Source organism: Flavobacterium zhairuonense, assembly GCF_004352915.1.
Lineage (GTDB): Bacteria > Bacteroidota > Bacteroidia > Flavobacteriales > Flavobacteriaceae > Flavobacterium > Flavobacterium zhairuonense.
The window spans coordinates 298,977-318,135 of record NZ_SJSY01000076.1 but is presented as its reverse complement, the minus strand read 5'-3'; the positions used below and the strand labels follow the sequence as shown (position 1 = coordinate 318,135).

The following is a 19,159-nucleotide window of genomic DNA, read 5'->3' as shown; positions in this document are numbered from 1 at the left end:
AAGAATTAAGAATTAAGAATTAAGAATTAAGAATTAAGAATTAAGAATTAAGAATTAAGAATTTTAGTTTAAACCTATAGTTATGAGAAAGTACATTGTCTTATTTGCAGTTTTGGCTTTTGCTTCTGAAATCAGTGCGCAGCAGAATTATTTTAATCCAACAGTTAAAGTAAAAGAATATCTAGAACCAGCCATTCCGCATCCAGATCAGGATAAAGAGATGAAGGATAAAATGAGCAAATTAAAAAAGAAACCTAATATTTTGATTATTCTTATTGATGATATGGGATATGGAGATATTGGAGTTTACGGAGGTGGTGTTGCTATCGGAGCACCAACACCAAATATTGATAAAGTAGCTCATGAAGGATTGCAGCTAACTTCGACATACGCACAACCAACCTGCACGCCAAGCCGAGCAGCAATTATGACAGGAAGAATTCCAGCAAGATCAGGATTAACAAGACCAACCTTGACGGGAGAAAATCCGAAAGTAAATCCTTGGGCCTCAGAAAATACAACAGCCAAAATACTTTCTCAAAACGGTTACAAAACAGCATTATCGGGAAAATGGCATTTGGGTGAAAGTAAAGGAAGTCTCCCAAATGATGTAGGATATGATGAATGGCTCGGATTTGGTTCGGTTCAATCCGAATACGCACAGTTTGTAAACGAATGGATTTATCCGGATTTAATTAATAAACCGGATCGACTAGCAGCTGTAAAAAAACTTGTTGATCAAAATATCTTGACAGGTAAAAAAGGTGAAGAAAACAAGATTGTTCAGCCTATATCTAATATTCAGGAACTTTCTAAAGTAGATCAGGTTTTTGCCAACTACAGCGAGGATTTTATTCGACGTTCAGTTAAAGAAAATAAGCCATTTTATTTGATTCATTCTTTTTCTAAAGTGCATAATGACAATTATGTATCTGAAGGTTATAAAGGAAAAAGTCCGGCGGCATTTCCTTATAAAGATGCAGTAGTCGAAGTTGATGATATTGTGGGAAGATTGATGAAGCTTTTGCAAGATTTAAAAATAGACGAAAATACGTTAGTTTTTATTACTTCAGATAATGGACCAAATGAAGACGTCTGGCCAGATAGCGGGTACACTCCATTTAGAGGAGGAAAAGGAACAACTTGGGAAGGTGGAGTGCGAGTGCCAGGAATTGCTTATTGGAAAGGAATGATAGCTCCAGGACGTATAAGCGATGGATTATTTGATATTTGTGATATGTTCAATACTTCTCTTTCGGCAGCTGGAGTTTTAGATAAAATTCCATCATCTAATTATATTGATGGAGTAGATCAGTTATCGTTTTTCTTATCAGATAAAGGCGTATCGAATCGAAACGCTGTTTTCATGTATTCTGAAACCAAATTCATGGCCGTGCGCTGGCAGGAATACAAAGTACATATGAATGTCTTTAATACTTCGGCTACAAGAAGAAACTTGGATCAGTCTACTATTCAAGGTATCGGAATGAGTCCGTGGGTATATAATATTTATGCTGATCCAAAAGAACAATTGAGTCAAGGACACCGCTATTTCGAATGGGGAATTCCGGGTGTTATGGGGCTTATTTCTGCTCATTTGGCAACGTATCAAAAATATCCAATGAAAGACATAGGTTTAAAGAAACCAGGAGCCGAGTGATATTTTTCCACAATATAAAATTTAGAAAGAGCATAGATTCAAATACTAAATTGTCTGTTATGGAAACTAAAATATATGTAAAGCTGTTTTTCTTTTTTATTATAAATGTTTTGTCTGTTAGTTTTATAAATGCGCAGGATGTACTGCCATTTCCTCCAGCTCCGTCTGCTTCACAGGCTGGAGTGACTATTGAAACATCAACTTACAAAAAAAGAACTGAGCCCAAACATCTTCCGGAAAATGCGCCAAATATTTTAATAATATTGATGGATGATGCAGGTCCCGGAGCTCCGTCTACTTACGGGGGAGAAATAAACACGCCAACATTATCCAGAGTTGCCAATACAGGAATTTCATATAATCGTTTCCATTCCACAGCGATGTGTTCGCCTACGCGTGCCTCTCTGCTTACGGGGCGTAATCATACCCGTGTTGGAAACGGTCAGATTGCCGCTATTGCGAATGATTTTGATGGTTTTAGCGGAACTATTCCAAAGAGTTCTGCGACAATGGCGGAGATTTTAAAAAATTACGGTTATAATACTGCAGCCTTTGGAAAATGGCACAATACGCCCGAAGAACAAATTACTTCAAAAGGGCCTTTTGATTATTGGCCTACAGGTTATGGATTTGAATATTTTTATGGTTTTCTGGCTGGAGAAGCTTCACAGTATGAACCTACGTTGGTACGAAATACCACTTATGTAGAACATCCTAAAACATCAGGTGGACATGATTATTACCATTTATCTGAAGATCTGGCAGACGATGCAATTTTGTGGCTGACAGAACAAAAAGCATACGCACCAGAAAAACCGTTTTTTGTGTATTGGGCGCCTGGTGCCGCTCACGGTCCGCATCATGTGATGAAAGAATGGGCAGACAAATACAAAGGTAAATTTGATGATGGCTGGGACGCTTACCGCGAAAGAGTATTTAAACGCCAGAAAGAAAAAGGATGGATTCCACAGAATACAGTGCTGACGCCAAGAGCCGAATCGATGACATCATGGGCAAATATTCCAGAAGCAGAAAAACCTTTTCAGCGTCGTCTTATGGAAATATGGGCAGGTTTTGCTGAACATGCCGATTTTAATGCTGGAAGAGTTATCGACGAAATAGAAAAACTCGGCGAACTTGACAATACGATTATTATTTATATCTGGGGAGACAATGGTTCTTCTGCAGAGGGTTTAAATGGAACAATCAGCGAACAATTGGCACAAAATGCAATTCCTACAAAAATTGAACAGCATATTACTGCCTTAAATGAATTGGGAGGTTTAGATGTTCTGGGCGGACCAAAGACCGATAATATGTTCAACGCTGGCTGGGCTTGGGCAACAAGTACGCCCTATCAGGGAACAAAATTACAGGGCGCTTATTTTGGAGGAACGCGTCAGCCAATGGCTATTTCTTGGCCAAAAGGAATCAAGCATGATAAAACGCCAAGACCGCAGTTTCATCATGTTATAGATATTGCGGCGACGATTTATGAAATCGATAAAATTCCGGTTCCAAAAGTAGTAAATGGTTTCGCTCAGGATGAATTAGACGGAGTAAGCATGGTCTACACTTTTACAGATCCAAAAGCACCAGGCACACGCCATACCCAGTTTTTTGATATTATGGCGAGCCGAGGCATTTACCAGGACGGATGGTTTGCAAGCGCCCGCGGGCCAAGAGAGCCGTGGGTAGGAGGAATTCCGAAAGGCATTAAACAATGGTCGCCACTTACAGATACTTGGCAGTTATATAATCTCGATCAGGATTGGTCGCAGGCGGTTGATTTGGCTTCAAAAGAGCCTAAAAAACTGGAAGAAATGAAAGCCTTATTTTTAACCGAATCAGCAAAAAATAAGAACCTTCCTATCGGTGGAGGATTATGGTCAACTGCATTATATCATCCAGAAGATGCGCCTTCTTCGCCCTTGACAGAGTGGACTTTCGATTCGCCAATAAAAGGAATGCCGGAATCGGCAGCGCCTAAATTAGGAAAAGTAAGCAGTCTTGTGACAATGGATGTTGAAGTTCCTGAAAATGCAAATGGCGTTTTATATGCGCTTGCAGGATTTTCGGGAGGCGTTACTTGTTATGTAAAAGATGGTTATTTAAATTATGAGTTTAATTTGTTTGAAGTGCAACGAACAAAAATCAAATCGAAAGATAAACTGCCGAAAGGAAAAGTAAAAATCGAAGTCGAATCAAAACTGGTCGATAAAATTGGCGGTGCAATGAATGTGACATTAAAAGTAAATGGTGCTTCAGTTGGTCAAGGAACTGTTCCGACAGCTATGTCTCTTCACTTTACATCAAATGCTACTTTCGATATCGGAACTGATTTAGATTCTCCTGTTTCTTTAGACTATTTTGATCAGGCTCCCTTTTCATTTAATGGGAAAATTGGTAAAACAAAAATTGTGTACGCAAAGAAAAGTTGATAAAAACCCAGTTTTAAAAATTGAATCAAAACCTTTAAGATTTAAAACCATGAAAGAATTTTATAATTTAAAGCAGATGATTAGTTTAATATTTAATCGTTTTTTTCAAAATAATCTCAGCATATTTTTGCTACTTGTTTTACTTTTAGGTAGCAATTTCAAAACTTATGCGCAGGATGTATTGCCTTTTCCGCCGGTACCGAGTGCGAGTGTTGCCAATGAAACGCTTGCAGAAAGCAAACATAAACGTCGAGAAGAGCCGAATCATCTGCCAAAAGATGCACCAAATATCATTATTATTCTAATGGACGATTTGGGTTTTGGTACGCCATCCACTTTTGGTGGCGGTGTCAATACGCCCACTTTAACCAAAGTATTTAAAGAAGGAATCGCTTATAATGAATTTCACACTACATCAATCTGTTCTCCGAGCCGTGCCGCTTTATTAACAGGCAGAAACCATACTCATGTTGGAAATGGAACCATTGCAGAAAGAGCTGTTGATTGGGATGGCTACACCGGAATTATTCCTAAAGAAGCTGCTACAGTTGCCGAAGTTTTAAAAAATTATGGCTACAGTACATCAGCTTTTGGAAAATGGCATAATACACCAGCGAATCAAACGACGGTTGCAGGCCCATTTGATTATTGGCCAGTTAATTATGGATTTCAGCATTTTTACGGATTTCTCGCTGGAGAAACTTCGCAATATGAACCAAGATTAATAAACGATTTTACTCCGGTTGAACCTCCAAAAGATGAAAAATATCATCTTACTACTGATTTAGCAGATCACGCGATTGAGTGGATGAAACAGCATAAATCGTACGCAGCAGACAAACCTTTTCTATTATATTTTGCTCCCGGTGCAGGCCACGCACCGCATCATATTTTTAAAGAATGGGCAGACAAATACAAAGGAAAATTTGATGACGGATGGGATGCCTATCGCGAAAAAGTTTTCAAACGTCAGAAAGAATTAGGCTGGATTCCGAAAAACGCCATACTTACGGCACGTGATAAAACAATGGCTTCATGGGAAAGTATTCCGAAATCTGAAAGAGCATTTCAAATTCGTATGATGGAAGTATTTGCGGGATATGTGGAACATGCCGATCATGAAGTTGGACGAGTTTTAGATGCGCTTGAAGCGAATGGACAAAAGGATAATACTATCGTATTTTTTATCTGGGGAGATAACGGTTCTAGTGCCGAAGGGCAAAATGGTTCAATCAGTGAATTACTGGCGCAGAACGGAGTTTCGAATACCATTCAACAGCAATTGGATGCACTAGATAAACTCGGCGGATTGGATGCCATTGGCGGCCCTCTTTTAGAAAACAATTATCATGCGGCATGGGCTTGGGCTGGAAATACGCCTTTTAAACATACCAAATTAGTGGCTTCCCATTTTGGAGGAACGCAGAACGCAATGGTAGTTCGCTGGCCAAAAATGATAAAACCAGATGGTACACCCAGAAGTCAGTTTCACCATATAAATGATGTAGTGCCGACTATTTATGATATTTTAAATATAAAAGCACCAAAAGTGGTCAATGGTTTTGAGCAGATGCCTTTAGATGGAGTAAGTTTTAAATATACTTTTAATGATGCCAAAGCAAAAGAAGTATCCAAAGTTCAGTTTTTTGATAATAACGGAAGCCGTGGTGTTTATAAAGACGGCTGGTATGCCTGTACTTTTGGCCCTTTGTATCCGTGGATTCCCGCTCAAAAAGGCTTAGCCGAATGGGATTCTAATAAAGATGTTTGGGAACTGTATAACATTAAAGAAGATTACACACAGTATAATGATTTAGCGGCTAAAAATCCGCAGAAACTAAAAGAGCTTCAAGAAGTTTTTAACGAAGAAGCCAAAAAGAATAAAGATTATCCAATTGGTGCTGGAATTTGGTTAAGAATTCATCCAGAAGACGTTATCAAAGCGCCTTATACTTCATGGACTTTTGATGAAACCACGAAACGAATGCCAGAATTTAGCGCGCCTGGCTTAGGCAAAAAAAGCAACAAAGTAATTGCCGATGTTGAGGTTAAAGAAAATGCTTCAGGAGTTTTATATGCGCTTGGAGGTTCTGGCGGCGGTGTTACTTTATTTATGGATAACGGAAAATTAGTTTACGAATATAATATGCTGATTATAGAACGCTACAATGTTGAATCGTCTGAAAAAATTCCAGCAGGAAAACATAAAATAGAAGTTTTAACCACTATTGCAAAACCAGGAGCACCCGCAGATATCGTCATTACTGTTGACGGTAAAGAATATGCTAAGGGAGAAGTAAAACGTACAGTTCCCGTTGCTTTTACCGCCAGCGAAACTTTTGATGTAGGTGAAGATTTAGGCGGTCCGGTTTCTATTCGTTATTATAAAAAAGCGCCTTTTAAATTTGAAGGGAAAATTAATAGCGTGAAAGTGAATTTGCTATAAATTAATTTGAAAAAATCTATTAAATTCTAAAAAAAATCCCATTTCGTTAGAAATGGGATTTTTTAGTTTAGTGACGGGGACAGGACAGTTTACAAACCATTTTATGAATGATTTAAAGAAATTGGCTTATTTTCAAGTGAATTTATAAGATAATTATTCATACAAACAATAAAATTGTGGTTTGTATATGCAGTAAAGGTATAATGCTAAAAAACTGAAAGTAATATTATTTATTTATCGACAATCGTTTTGTTAGTTGAATGATTGCTTAAATTCCAATGGAGTTAAATGAGTTTTATTTTTAAAAAGCTTATTGAATGATTGTGGATATTCAAAGCCTAATTGATAAGCAATCTCACTTACTGATAAATTTGTTGTTGTCAATAAATCTTTTGCTTTATTAATAAGGAAATTTTGAATATGTTGTTGTGTTGTTTGCCCCGTCAGGTTTTTGAGTAAATCGTTTAAATAATTAGGAGATATAAAAAGTTTATCTGCCAAGTATTGAACAGATGGTATTCCTATTTTATCTGCCTTGTCATTTTGAAGATAACCTGACAACAAGTCTTCAAATCTTACTAGTAAGTCATTTGATGCTTTTTTTCTGGTAATGAATTGCCTGTTGTAGAAACGGTTACAATAATTGAGTAGAAGTTCAATGTGTGATATAACTACATCTTGTGTATAACCGTCAATAATGGCTTCAATCTCCGTCTGTAAATTTTTCATTATACCAGAAATGACATCGTCTTCTTTGTCGGAAACATGTAAAGCTTCATTGGTAGCATAAGAGAAAAACCCGTATTCTTTTATTTTTTTTGTAATTGGATATCCCTGAAGAAAATCAGGATGAAATATAAGCATCCATCCTTCCAACTTAGTAGGTGTATAATCTTCTATAATAACTCGTTGCTTAGGAGCAAAAAATGTCATTACGCCATTATCAAAATCATAATATTGGTGTCCATATTTTATTTTACCATCAAAGTTTTTCTTTAAAAAGAGGGCATAGAAATTATACTCAATAGATTTTACAGTGCTTCCATTTTCAGTATCCATTTCTTCCAAGTTAATGACACTTACTAAAGGATGCGACGGCTTTTTTAGATTAAGCAAGGAATGAAGCTCTGAGATGGAATTATATTGATGATGTGTATTGTCGGTCATTAGTGAAAAATAAAATGGGTGAGTCATTGCTCACCCAAAGTTATAAATTTACATCGTTCATATCGTGATATCTATTACCAGTTTCTGTACCTAGTGGTATAATTGATTCCAATCTAATTAAGTCTTCTGGACTTAAATCAATGTTTGCGGCTGCAATATTCTGCTCTACGTACTTCACTTTTTTGGTTCCCGGAATAGGTAAGTGTCCTTTGGCTATTATCCATGCAATCGCAAGTTGAGAGGCAGTAATGTTCTTTTGTTCTGCAATTCGATTAATTTCATTAAGCAATTCTATGTTTTTATAAAATTGTTCACCTTGAAATCGGGGCAGATATCTTCTAAAATCATCCGCAGGAATATCATTAGGATGCTGAAATGCTCCAGAAATAAATCCTCTCCCTAGTGGAGAATAAGCTACAAATCCAATTTCAAGCTCCTTTAAGGTATCGGTGATTTTTAATTCCTCAACTTGTCTCTCAAACAATGAGTATTCTGTTTGAACTGCAGTTAAAGGGTGAATTTTATGCGCTTTTCTTATAGTTTCAGAACCGACTTCAGATAGTCCAATATAGCGAACTTTACCTTCTTTTACCAATTCAGCCATTGCTTCAACTGTTTCTTCAATTGGTGTACTTTTATCTAATCGATGAAGATAATAAAGGTCTATGTAATCGGTCTTGAGGTTTTTTAATGATCTTTCTAATGCTTTCTTCACATAATCCTTACTGGCTTTTATTGCACCTGTCAATTTTCCATTATCATCTATTTCATAACCAAATTTTGAAGCAATTATATATTGCTCTCTATTTCCTGCTATAGCTTTTGCAATCAGTTGTTCATTCTTTTGGGGGCCATATAGATCTGCTGTATCCAAAAAATTGCCTCCTAATTCAAAGGATCTATGTATAGTCGAAATAGATTCCTTTTCATTTGCCTGGCCGTATGTATTTTTACCCATCATTTCTGTCATGCCCATACACCCCAAACCTATAGTAGGAACAACAAGTCCTTGATTTCCTAAGTTTATTTTTTTCAAATTGCTCATATGAATATTTTTTAGTTAAGCAAATTTCTCAATTTTGTTGTGAGTAAAAGTGTTTAGATTACGGATTATTGTATCCAAATCCTCTATTAAATGTGAGTAAATATAAAGGTAATGAATTGTGTTAATATGTTGTTTATTAGTGATTTATACGGTTTGAATCCAGTAAAGTCAACCTTACTGGATTTACAAACCGCTTTTTTTATAAGTTAAAGTGGGTTAAATTATGTGAAAAAGGCATAAAAAAAACGCTAAAACTAATGTTTTAACGTTTTTTACAAATTTCAGCATAAATTTGTGAGTATAAAAATTCAAAGCATTAGAAGTAAATTTAAATATTAATTGGGAAAATATTCGTATTAAATTTATGGATGATAATTAAAATGAAAGACATGATCATTTTATTTTCACAACCACTTTTCCTTTTGCATGTCCATTTTGCATATAGTCAAAAGCATCGTTGATTTGTTCAAAAGGGAACACTTTATCCACAACCGGTTTAATTTCGTTAGAATCGATTAAATTACCTATTTGTTCCAGTTGTCTTCCGTTGGCCTTCATGAATAAAAAGGAATAATTGATATTTAATTTTTTAGCCTTATTGCGAATTTTCAGGCTGGTTAACCAAAGGATAAAACGTATTATTGCTGATGCGCCAATTGATTTTGCAAACTCTGGAGTTGGAGGTCCTGAAATTGAAATAATACTACCTCCCGGTTTTAAAATTGTCAATGATTTTTCAAGTGTTTTAGCATCCTGGCTGTTAAGCACTACATCATAATCTTTAAGAATATTTTCAAAATTATCCTTTTTATAATCTATTATAATATCAGCTCCAAGGGCTTTCAGCATGTCAAAATTCTTTTCGCTGGCTGTCGTGGCGACAAATGCCTCAAGATGTTTGGCAAACTGAATTGCTATTGTACCAACTCCGCCAGAACCGGCCTGAATAAAAACTTTCTGGCCTTTACGAAGTTTCGTATTTTCGACGAATGTCTGCCATACGGTTAGCCCAACTAACGGAATTGATGCTGCCTGCTCCATCGATATATTTTTAGGTTTTAGTGCCAGATCATTTTCATTCACAGCTATAAATTCTGCAAAGGAACCGATATGAAAATCGGCTGCTCGTCCATAAATCTGGTCTCCAATTTTAAAGCGAGTTACTTTAGAACCGGTTTCGACTATTATTCCTGCAATATCGTGACCTAATATTAAAGGTAATTGGTATGGAAGGATTAACTTGAAATCTCCATTTTTTATTTTTAAATCCAACTGGTTGATACTTGCAGCATGAATTTCCACCAATACCTCATAATCTCCAATTTCAGGTATTTTTACATCGCTGAGAAATAATTTTTCTGTTTTGCCGTATTTAGGTAAGATGTATGCTTTCATATTTTTTAGATGTTATCAGCAAGATTTAGTTCTAGATCGCCATTCTGCTGGAGTCCTCTTTCAAATAGATTTTTAATACGGCCGCGTGCTTCCGGCTCCTCGAGTGAAGCAAAGAATTTAATTTGTGTGTCTAAAATTTCTTCGTTTGAAGGAAGTTTGGCTCTTTGGTTCATAATTTGTTTTATGGCAGCAATTGGTTTTTTGTCAAATGAATCTATGCGCTTTGCAAATTTTTCAACATATTCATCTAGTTCAGGGTCAGGAATTGACCGGTTTACCCAGCCATATAAAGCGGCTGTATCTGCATCATAATCTTTACCGCTTAAAATAATTTCAAGGGCTCGACTGCGTCCTGTAAGCAGATGCAGTCGTTCAAGTCCTCCGCCACCAGGAAATGAACCGATTCCTATTTCTACCTGAGCCAAGAATGCCTTCTCCCTGCTGGCGAAGCGTAAATCAAATGCTTGTGCAAATTCACTTCCAAGTCCTCTGGCACGGCCTCGGATCGAAGCTATGGTCACAAAAGGGGCAACTTCCAGCCTGCGTGCAATATCCGGCCAGGCTACCGAAAGACCTGTTTTTCCGGTTCCTTTTGGAAAGTTTCCAACATTTAACAGTTCGACATGAGCAACAAAAAAGTCTGGATTTTCGCTCTCAAAGACTACAACTTTCAGGTTTTCATTTGACTCCAATTCGTCCATCACAGTCATCAGCTGTTTAGAAAATTCGGTATCAAACATGTTAATAGGTGGATTGTTGAAACTGATTTTCCAGTATCCATTTGTAATTTTGTGTGTCGTAAAAATCATAATTGAGTAGTTTTGGTTAATTTTTTGTAATTTTACTTGCAAATTGAAAGTACAAATATAAATAAATATACTTGCAAAATGCAAGTAGATAAAAAAAATGAAAGAAATAAAAAAAAGGTCGGGCTGTCCGGTGAGCAGTTCACTTGATTTGTTAGGAGATAAATGGTCACTTTTAATTGTACGTGACCTGATGTATTATAAGAAGTGTACTTATGGTGATTTTTTGAAATCGGAAGAAAAAATTGCTACTAACATCCTTGCATCTAGATTGTCATCTCTTGAAGACGGAGGTATCATTGTAAAGCTGGATCATCCTGAAAGCAAAGTGAAATTTTTATATCAACTCTCTGAGAAGGGCATTGATTTACTCCCTGTATTAATTGAGATGTATATTTGGGGCGAAAAGTATTTTATACTTTCTGAGCGTCATATTGAATTTTTGAGAGAGATCAAGAAAGATAAACAGGCTTTTATAGATAAGCTGACCGATAAAATGAAAAAGATGATTGTTTAAAAAGAACGACACCCAGATAGATGAGACAGAGGCTAAAATTATTTTGGAATTACTGTATTTAGTATCAAAAAATTACGATAAACCAAAAGAGAAAAAAATCCTATATCCTTAACTAGATTTCGAACCATTTATTTTATGAATGATTTAAAGAAATTGGCTTACTTTCAGGTTAATTTATTAAGATAATTATTTTGCATTTTCATTTTTAAACGGTTTGTATGTATCGTAAGGGCTAAATGTTTAAAAATATTAAAACATATTTATATCTAAATTTATTATGATGTAGTAGCTTTTTATAAAATTCTTGAAAATAAAATTTGGTACTGTCTAAAGAGAACAGGTTAGTTTTTACCAAAATTTTATAGTAATTTGGAAATTATTGAAATCAAAATTTGACAAGGATATTAGAGTTTTTAAATCTCCTTAATCTAATTATTAGGTAATTAACTATGTATTTTACTAGGGAAGAGGAGAGTAGGATGCAAACTTTAAGCTTAAAACCCACTGTATATGCTGGTTTTATTTATGTCTTTGAACATCTGTTCACCGATTCTGCACTAAATTCAATTTTTACTACTTCAATAAAACATTGAAATATTTCTATTTATGAAATTAAATACTCTTATATAAACTCACACAAAAATAGGTCAACTCCATGAAATAAAAGTTTCGTGGATAATCCTAATTATCAGTCTTGATATAGAAGAAGGTCATTGAAATATCTAAACAGTTTTTTGAAGATTGTAATTTAAACTTTTATAATATTTATATAAATGATTATAAATGATAAGCTCATACATTCGTTGTTTAGATGTATATTGCCGATTAATCATCATGTGAATGTGACTACCTAAAAAATCATATAAGTTAATTTTTAATCTGTTTTTTATTGTTGTGATAGTCTCTCTACTTTGAGTACTATTTATGTTTATTGTTTTATATAATTCAGGAAGATCTTTAAAGGCATTTTGTGATATAAAATGATGCATTTCTTTATACAATTGTCTAAATTGATTATCCATTTCCCTTCTCAAAGTCTTGTCGACATTAAACTCTTTTTTAAATGAATTTTGCAGTCCCTCCATTAGCTGTAATTTTTGTGTATTATTTAAAGAAAAAGCATTTAAAAAGTTATCAATTAAAATAAAGCTAAAAAAAAACTCCATTTCATTTTCTATAAAATTTTGTTTTAGAAATAAATAATTTAGGATTATTTCGCTATTGATGCAAAATAAAGTTTCAGACTCTTCGATGGTTTCTTTTCCATATCGTTCTAATTCTCTTTGATAGGTATCTGTTTGTATTTTCCAAATACTATTTTCATCAAGTAGCGTATTTAATAGTGGAAATAATTTTGAAATAATGATAAATGCGTTTTCTGGATTTTCGCTGTAAAAGCGAATTCTGATGTGCTGTTCAGGATCGTTATATCGAATGAAAAACCATTTTTGAATAATATTGTTATTCTTTAATTCTTGAATGATTGGATGCAATTTTTCTTTTAAAATAAAATCTGCGGTTCTAGCTCCACAGTATATTTTATAATAAAGCCACTGACTTCCTATGAAAAAAAATCTTTCCATACTTTAAATTTGCTTTTTATAAAATGATAAAATTATTTGGTTTGCAAAGTTTTCACCATTTTCATTTTTAGTCATGGATTCCTCAGTAAATAAAAATTCTTGCAATGTGAAAGTGTTTTGATTTTGTACAGATTTTAAAAATAATCTCAATCCGATTTCGTTCTCAAAATCAATTAGAAGAGTATTGTCAAAATGAATTAAATTTACAAACCTTGGAATTTTTTTTTGTACTCTCCAAGCCGTAAATAATGTAAAACTAGATGAATAAAAAGGTTCTAGTTCAGTCTTTGTTATTTTCCATTTTGCTTTTGATATAATTATATCCTTATAAATAACTCTTGGGAAATATTCATAATGATCTTCTAAAGAGCCCCATGAAAAATTATGGATTGGTTTATAATTTTGCGATTGTAAATCAGCTAGGAAGTGATATATGGGCAGAGATTTAAAAGAATAATCATGAGCATTTGAAAGACATGGTATAATCTCTTTTTTGAGTTTTTTTGATCGCAAAACAATTCTATTGTTTTTAATGGAAATCATCAAATCTTCCATGCGAATTTGATTGTCATAAGCTAACACAGAATTTGATAAATAAGGAATTTCATAATTTCTTAAGAGAGGTCTTTTTAAAATATTTCCAGTTCTAGATTCTGGAATATGAACGATCTCACTAAGAATTTTATCCGGATATTGAGCATTTTCTTTTTCAATGATTTCATTTGTTAAATTATGAATAGACGGACTCCCATTGCAAAAGCGACCTAATAATTTTGCGGCGCTAAAATTACCAGATGATTCGATTGAAATAACTTCATTATCATTTATTTTTAGGCATTCTATCATTACAGAAAAAGTAGAAGGGGCATCATTCCAGCTCGCGTTAAAATCTGGAAAATCTTCCTCATAAAGTGATAAAATGGCATTTCCTTTAGAAAAAGCTTCTTTTAGTTTTCGTTCTAATATGATATCATATTCAGTTTTGGATAAATTTTCGTTTATTTTTTTTTCAGAAAACGAAAATTTATTCAAAAGTTCATGTGTATCATTCATTTCCTGATTTTGCAGATAACCAATTCCTGTCTCTGTATCGAGGACAGTTGTTAAAGGCATTTCTGCAAATTCATATCTTTTAATATAAGCAGTAATAAAATGAGATTGATTAAAGGATGAATTTTGCTTTTGAATTCCATTTAGAAAATGGATAGCCTTAAGGACATTCTTAGAAATAGCATTATTTAGTTTGTTGCTATTTGTATATGTATATAAATCAGTCTGGAAAAGGTATTTTTCATCGTACTCAACTTCTAATTTATTGATTTCAGCTCGAATTAATTGGTGCTGTTTTGGTGATGGAGTGAGATTGAAATCTAATGCTGAGAGTTGAGATTTGATGGTTTGCAAAATTGCAGAGGTTTCGCTCACAATTGGAATTTTATTTAGAATTGTAAGCACTCTTTCCCATTCATTTTTTTCTGTTACAGCAGCATCAAGTTCGCTAACCAAAAATTGATAATCAATAAGCCGTTTTATGTATTCTAGTGCTTCATCTAGTTCAGAATCATCGTCAATCAATAATTTGGCTATTTCAGAAATAGTTAATCCAGATTTACTTTTTCTTAAGATCAAATGCAACAAGTCTGATTTTCTTAATGCAGACAAATGATGCTCTCTCTTTGTGTTTACATATTTATACTCGACATATCTGTAAAAATCGCCAAGAGAATAAATGGAGTTATTTGGATAAAATTTAAGGTAAGGAATAATTTCTTCTCTGTTTGAAAAATCTTGTAGTAATGCTACCCAAAACTGCATATCGAATTGGGTATGTCGATAATACATTTTAGGATTGGCAAGTATAATATTGCTGTCATCAGATATTTTACCTACGCAACAGCTACTAAATAACCCAAACGGTGTGCAACGTGCAGACATTCGGGCTATATACTTAAGAAGGCTAATTTCTAAATTTTCCTTCTTTTTCTCAAGTATTTTTGAAGGATTTAATTTCCATTTATCGATGGCTTTTAATAGTTCAGGAGACGCCAGACTAATGGCTTCACGGACATATTTATCTTCAAATTTTCCCAGAATTTTTTCTTTACTATAATTTTCGGTAAGGTCACTATAGAAATTTATTGGAAATAAAGGTGTTCTTAGTATATATTGAGAAAAAGCTTCTATTTTATAAGTTTGCATTAGCTTTTAAGTTTACTTATTTTTTCTGCCAGTTGCATAGCATTATATACATTTAAGACCTTTCCAGATTGTGATAATTCGGAGAATTTTTTCTTCTTGTCAGTGGTTCCTGGAATATTGACCTCTATATCATATGAGGTGCCTGAATCAAGAATGATTTGTTTAACCTGTTTAACGGTAAGTTTAGGATAAAAAGTCCAAATCAAAGCAGCAGTTCCTGAAACCATGGGAGCTGAAAAAGAAGTTCCAGATTCAGTTTTGTAAATATTACCAGCACCAGTAGTGTAGATTTCATCTCCTGGAGCAAATAAATCGACATTAATTTTGCCATAATTAGAAAAATTCGACACAAATTTATCTCCAACCTGCCTAGTTGTAGATCCTACATTTATGAAATTACTAAATATTTCTTTTGAATCATTTTCGTTAAGGTCATTGGGGAAAATTTTGTTTTCATCGATATTTTGACTGCCATTACCAGCGCTATGCACCAATAGAACATCATGATCTTCAGCATATTTGAATGCATCCATAACCCAGTCTTTATGCATTGAAAACTCTTTTCCAAAAGACATATTGATTATTCTGGCCCCGTTGTCTACAGCGTATCGTATCGCCATTGCAATATCTTTATCATGTTCGTCGCCAGAAGGAGAGATATTTAAAGGCATTATTCTTACATTTTCTGCAATCCCTTTAATTCCTTTATTATTGTTTCTGTTTGCGCCAATAACGCCTGATACCATAGTATTGTGATCTTGTATTGTTCTTATTCCCGTTCTTGTATTGCTCACATTATTATTACCATATCCTTTTTCCAGAATAGAAGGGGTATCTCCAATAGAAAGTCGCTCATCATATTCTAAATTCAAATTTTTATTAACAATAGAATCTAACTGTGTTTCTTTATCTTTTACGTCGTCAAAATTATTTTGATCCACCTCAAGGCAGATCATCATATAAAAAATTAGTGCGCCAAGATCTTTATCATTGTCATCACGCATCTGACGATATTTCTTGTCATTTATTTTATATTTTTTATACAAACTGTCTAATTGTTTGTATGTATAATCCTCTTTCGGAAAAAAATGCTTTAAGGTATCCTTTACAAGTGGATAAATCGAAACGCAATGTTTTAAAGATTTAAGCCAATTGTTGTAGTATTTATTTTTTTGTTCGAACATTTTTAATGCTCTTTGATACTCAGAGAATTTGTATAGATTATCAGGTTCTACTTGAGATTCTGTTTTGCCTTTAAATAACTTTCCCCATTCCTGAACAATTCGTACATATTCGTATCTATTCCAAACCACATAAGCGCCACTTTTAGTTCCAGTAAAACTCCAACCGTTATAGTCATCAATGTAGCCATTATGATCGTCATCAATTCCATTATTTGGAATTTCTTTCAAATTTGTCCATATAATTCCTTGTAAGTCTTCGTGTTTTAGGTCAATTTGAGTGTCTACAACTGCAACAATTATATTTTTGTTTTTTGGCTTCATTTTGTTTTGAAGATACCACTTATCCAGAGATATTCCGGGAATGTTATCTTTTTGAAAATCTTTTTGATACCAAGCATCAGTAAAGTCTGTTTTAGGATCTGATTTTGAAACCTCAGTCTTTGATTGGCCAACAGATTTGCATCCTATGAAGAAAATAGTTAAAAAAGATAAAATATAAAAGTTTTTCATTATTACCGTATTGTTTAATTACCTCCATCCAAGATAAATCTTTGAATGGAGGTGTCTATTTTGATGGAAAATTAGCATTGTCCGGTAGAACCTCCACCACCTTTATGATTGGTATCGATTGGGTCATCAGAATTGCCTCCAATTATCACGCGCATGTTTTTTAATTTTGCTACTTCAAATTTTTCAAGGTTAAATTTTTTTTTAGATTTTTCTTCTTTGTTTTTCATGGTTCTTTGAGTTTTACTTATTTGTGGGACGCAAATTTATACTCTCCTCCAGATATTCAGTCAAAACATCTTGTTTTACATGTCGGAATTCGTGAATTCCGTTCTTTAGAGTAGTTTAAAAAGCTGATTTTGTTCAAACTAAATAATCTCTATTTTTTCTAATTCTTTGATGAAATATGATGGTTTAATGCCTGTTTTTTTGAAAAATGCTGTAGAAAATGATTCAGCATTGTTATAGCCAAAATCAATTGCAAGAGCATTAATGGTATATTTTCGAAGCTTGGGATTCTTTTTCAATAAATCAACAGCATACTCAATTCGTAGATCATTAATGTACTGAGTAAACGTTTTATTTTTGTATGTATTAATGATTTTTGAAATATACTTACTATTTGTTTTAAATGAGACTGAAAGTGTCTGTATGGTTATATTGGGTTGAAGATATTCATTTTTATATTCAAAACGATCAAGCTTTTCTAAGATTTGTTTTATCAGTTCTTCATTAATACCAATTTCTGTTTTGCTAATATTTTGAATTTCAACTTCATTATTTACACTGTTATGCAGACTTTCATTTGAAGTTTGTTTTTGGTTTATGAGTTTTTCAAATCTGGTTTTGTATTTATTTTTTTGTCTGTGCTGATAAACGCCAAAAAAACCGATGGAGACGCTGCTTAATAAGAGGATTGTAATGCCCCAATATGACTTTTGGTTATCATTTTTTAAGGATTTTATCAGCTTTTCTTTTTCCAAAAACAAGTGTGGATTGTCATATTCTTTCTGAATGATGGTGTTGAATTCTTTATAGTTTCTCTCAAGTACGCTATCAATTTCCATATATTTTGTTATATATTTTAACTGATTTTCTTTGTCTCCTTTGGTTTTGTAATAACTAATTAAATACGGATAACCTTCAATAAACTCTGTACTTATTTCTTTTGCTTTTTTATAAACAGAATCCACCCTAATGAAATTCTTTACAGCCATTTCCTTGTTTCCTAATCCATCGTATGTTTTTCCCAAATAATAGTAAGATGCCAATACATTTCCCTGATCATTATTAGTAATCATTATTGGCAGCGCTTTTTCTATACTATCTATTGCTGCTTTGTAGTTTCTTTTAAATAATTGATTCGCGCCTTCGTTAAGAACAAATAGATACTGAAATTTTTTGTTTTGGGTAATTCTCGATTCATTATAACCCAACTTGTTGTAATAAGTCGTTGAATCTGTATTTTTTAATGATTTGTAGCAATCTGCCATACCAAAGATAATATCTTGGTAGTAACTTGCATATTGCGGTAACCTTACATTTTTTGTTTTGTAGAAATTAAAACAGCTTTTGTATAAAGTTAAAGCTTCATCATATTCTCCTAAATCTTCTGATTTTGTTGTAGCGATAAAGCTCAAGACATTATAATAGAAATCTGTATTCGTTTTAATAGTGACTTTTTCGGCTAAGTTATAATTAGCCATTGCTTCTTTAAATTTAAATTGTTTTTTAAGCAATTCAGCTTTTTCGCAATATGCAGATGCTGGGAAATACTTATCATTAGTATCTAGAGAATATTTTATAACACTGTCTAAATATTGAATTGCCTTTTTAGAGTCTTTTTCATAATATAAAAGAGCAAACTGATAATTTGCTTTTGCTTTTCTAATAGATATGTTTTCATTATTTGCTTTTGCCAAATAAGCTTTTGCACATTCTAACTGAAGCGTCTCATTCTTCGGGTTTGCAAAATATAAGTCATGTAATTTATCATAGGAAAGACTTGAAAGATTTTTTGTTCGCGATTGTGAAAATAATGTAAGCGATATAAGAATAAAAAAAAGAGTTTTTGTCTGTTTTATGCCGTTCATTTGAGAGTCAATTTTCGCAAAAGTAAAGTAAATACAGCAACTTTTTGTTTAAAATGAAGATTTTTCATGTTAAGTTTTAAGTTGTTGATATCATGTTCTTTGTGTGGTTGTTGGTA

Annotated in this window: 13 protein-coding genes; 4 read left to right on the top strand and 9 right to left on the bottom strand. The window is 33.5% G+C overall.

Annotated features, from left to right (window positions below):
• The first annotated feature begins 82 nt into the window (after positions 1-82).
• From EYY60_RS20450 to EYY60_RS20440, 3 genes are read left to right on the top strand one after another with little or no spacing between them, the layout of a single operon-like run.
• Positions 83-1,660, top strand: a complete 1,578-nt coding sequence (locus EYY60_RS20450; RefSeq protein ID WP_132991129.1) for an arylsulfatase — start codon at positions 83-85, stop codon at positions 1,658-1,660.
• A 59-nt stretch (positions 1,661-1,719) separates the two neighbouring features.
• Positions 1,720-4,101, top strand: coding sequence for an arylsulfatase (locus EYY60_RS20445; RefSeq protein ID WP_132991128.1), 2,382 nt, complete (start codon positions 1,720-1,722; stop codon positions 4,099-4,101).
• A gap of 49 nt (positions 4,102-4,150) precedes the next feature.
• Entirely contained in the window at positions 4,151-6,547 is a 2,397-nt protein-coding gene (locus EYY60_RS20440; RefSeq protein WP_208749494.1) for an arylsulfatase, read from the top strand.
• Between the two features lie 252 nt (positions 6,548-6,799).
• Here EYY60_RS20440 and EYY60_RS20435 read toward each other — a convergent pair whose 3' ends face one another.
• The 4 genes from EYY60_RS20435 to EYY60_RS20420 form a co-directional block, all read right to left on the bottom strand.
• Positions 6,800-7,714, bottom strand: coding sequence for a helix-turn-helix domain-containing protein (locus EYY60_RS20435; protein WP_132991127.1), 915 nt, complete (start codon positions 7,712-7,714; stop codon positions 6,800-6,802).
• Positions 7,715-7,754: 40 nt separating this feature from the next.
• Complete coding sequence (locus EYY60_RS20430; RefSeq protein ID WP_132991126.1) at positions 7,755-8,759, bottom strand: aldo/keto reductase; 1,005 nt, start codon at positions 8,757-8,759, stop codon at positions 7,755-7,757.
• Positions 8,760-9,152: 393 nt separating this feature from the next.
• Positions 9,153-10,154 carry an NADP-dependent oxidoreductase gene (locus tag EYY60_RS20425; protein WP_132991125.1) on the bottom strand — a complete coding sequence of 334 codons (1,002 nt, stop codon included), beginning with the start codon at positions 10,152-10,154 and terminating at the stop codon, positions 9,153-9,155.
• Positions 10,155-10,159: 5 nt separating this feature from the next.
• Entirely contained in the window at positions 10,160-10,963 is an 804-nt protein-coding gene (locus EYY60_RS20420; protein ID WP_132991124.1) for an enoyl-CoA hydratase/isomerase family protein, read from the bottom strand.
• 97 nt (positions 10,964-11,060) lie between these two features.
• Here EYY60_RS20420 and EYY60_RS20415 point away from each other — a divergent pair, with 97 nt between their 5' ends.
• On the top strand, positions 11,061-11,477 hold the full coding sequence (locus EYY60_RS20415; protein WP_132991123.1) for a winged helix-turn-helix transcriptional regulator: 417 nt from the start codon (positions 11,061-11,063) through the stop codon (positions 11,475-11,477).
• 722 nt (positions 11,478-12,199) lie between these two features.
• Here the strand turns inward: EYY60_RS20415 and EYY60_RS20410 are convergent.
• The 5 genes from EYY60_RS20410 to EYY60_RS20395 form a co-directional block, all read right to left on the bottom strand.
• Positions 12,200-13,060: a thiopeptide-type bacteriocin biosynthesis protein gene (locus tag EYY60_RS20410; protein WP_132991122.1), complete on the bottom strand. Its 861-nt coding sequence runs from the start codon at positions 13,058-13,060 to the stop codon at positions 12,200-12,202.
• 3 nt (positions 13,061-13,063) lie between these two features.
• Positions 13,064-15,259 (bottom strand): lantibiotic dehydratase family protein, encoded by a 2,196-nt coding sequence (locus EYY60_RS20405; protein ID WP_132991121.1) that lies wholly within the window; start codon positions 15,257-15,259, stop codon positions 13,064-13,066.
• On the bottom strand, positions 15,259-16,953 hold the full coding sequence (locus tag EYY60_RS20400; protein WP_132991120.1) for a S8 family peptidase: 1,695 nt from the start codon (positions 16,951-16,953) through the stop codon (positions 15,259-15,261). Before EYY60_RS20400 ends, EYY60_RS20405 begins: the two co-directional genes overlap by 1 nt.
• Before the next feature lie 71 nt (positions 16,954-17,024).
• Positions 17,025-17,180 carry a hypothetical protein gene (locus EYY60_RS22335; RefSeq protein WP_162847909.1) on the bottom strand — a complete coding sequence of 52 codons (156 nt, stop codon included), beginning with the start codon at positions 17,178-17,180 and terminating at the stop codon, positions 17,025-17,027.
• A gap of 138 nt (positions 17,181-17,318) precedes the next feature.
• A complete protein-coding gene (locus EYY60_RS20395; RefSeq protein ID WP_132991119.1) occupies positions 17,319-19,043 on the bottom strand; it encodes a helix-turn-helix domain-containing protein in 1,725 nt (574 codons plus the stop codon).
• Positions 19,044-19,159 lie beyond the last annotated feature (116 nt).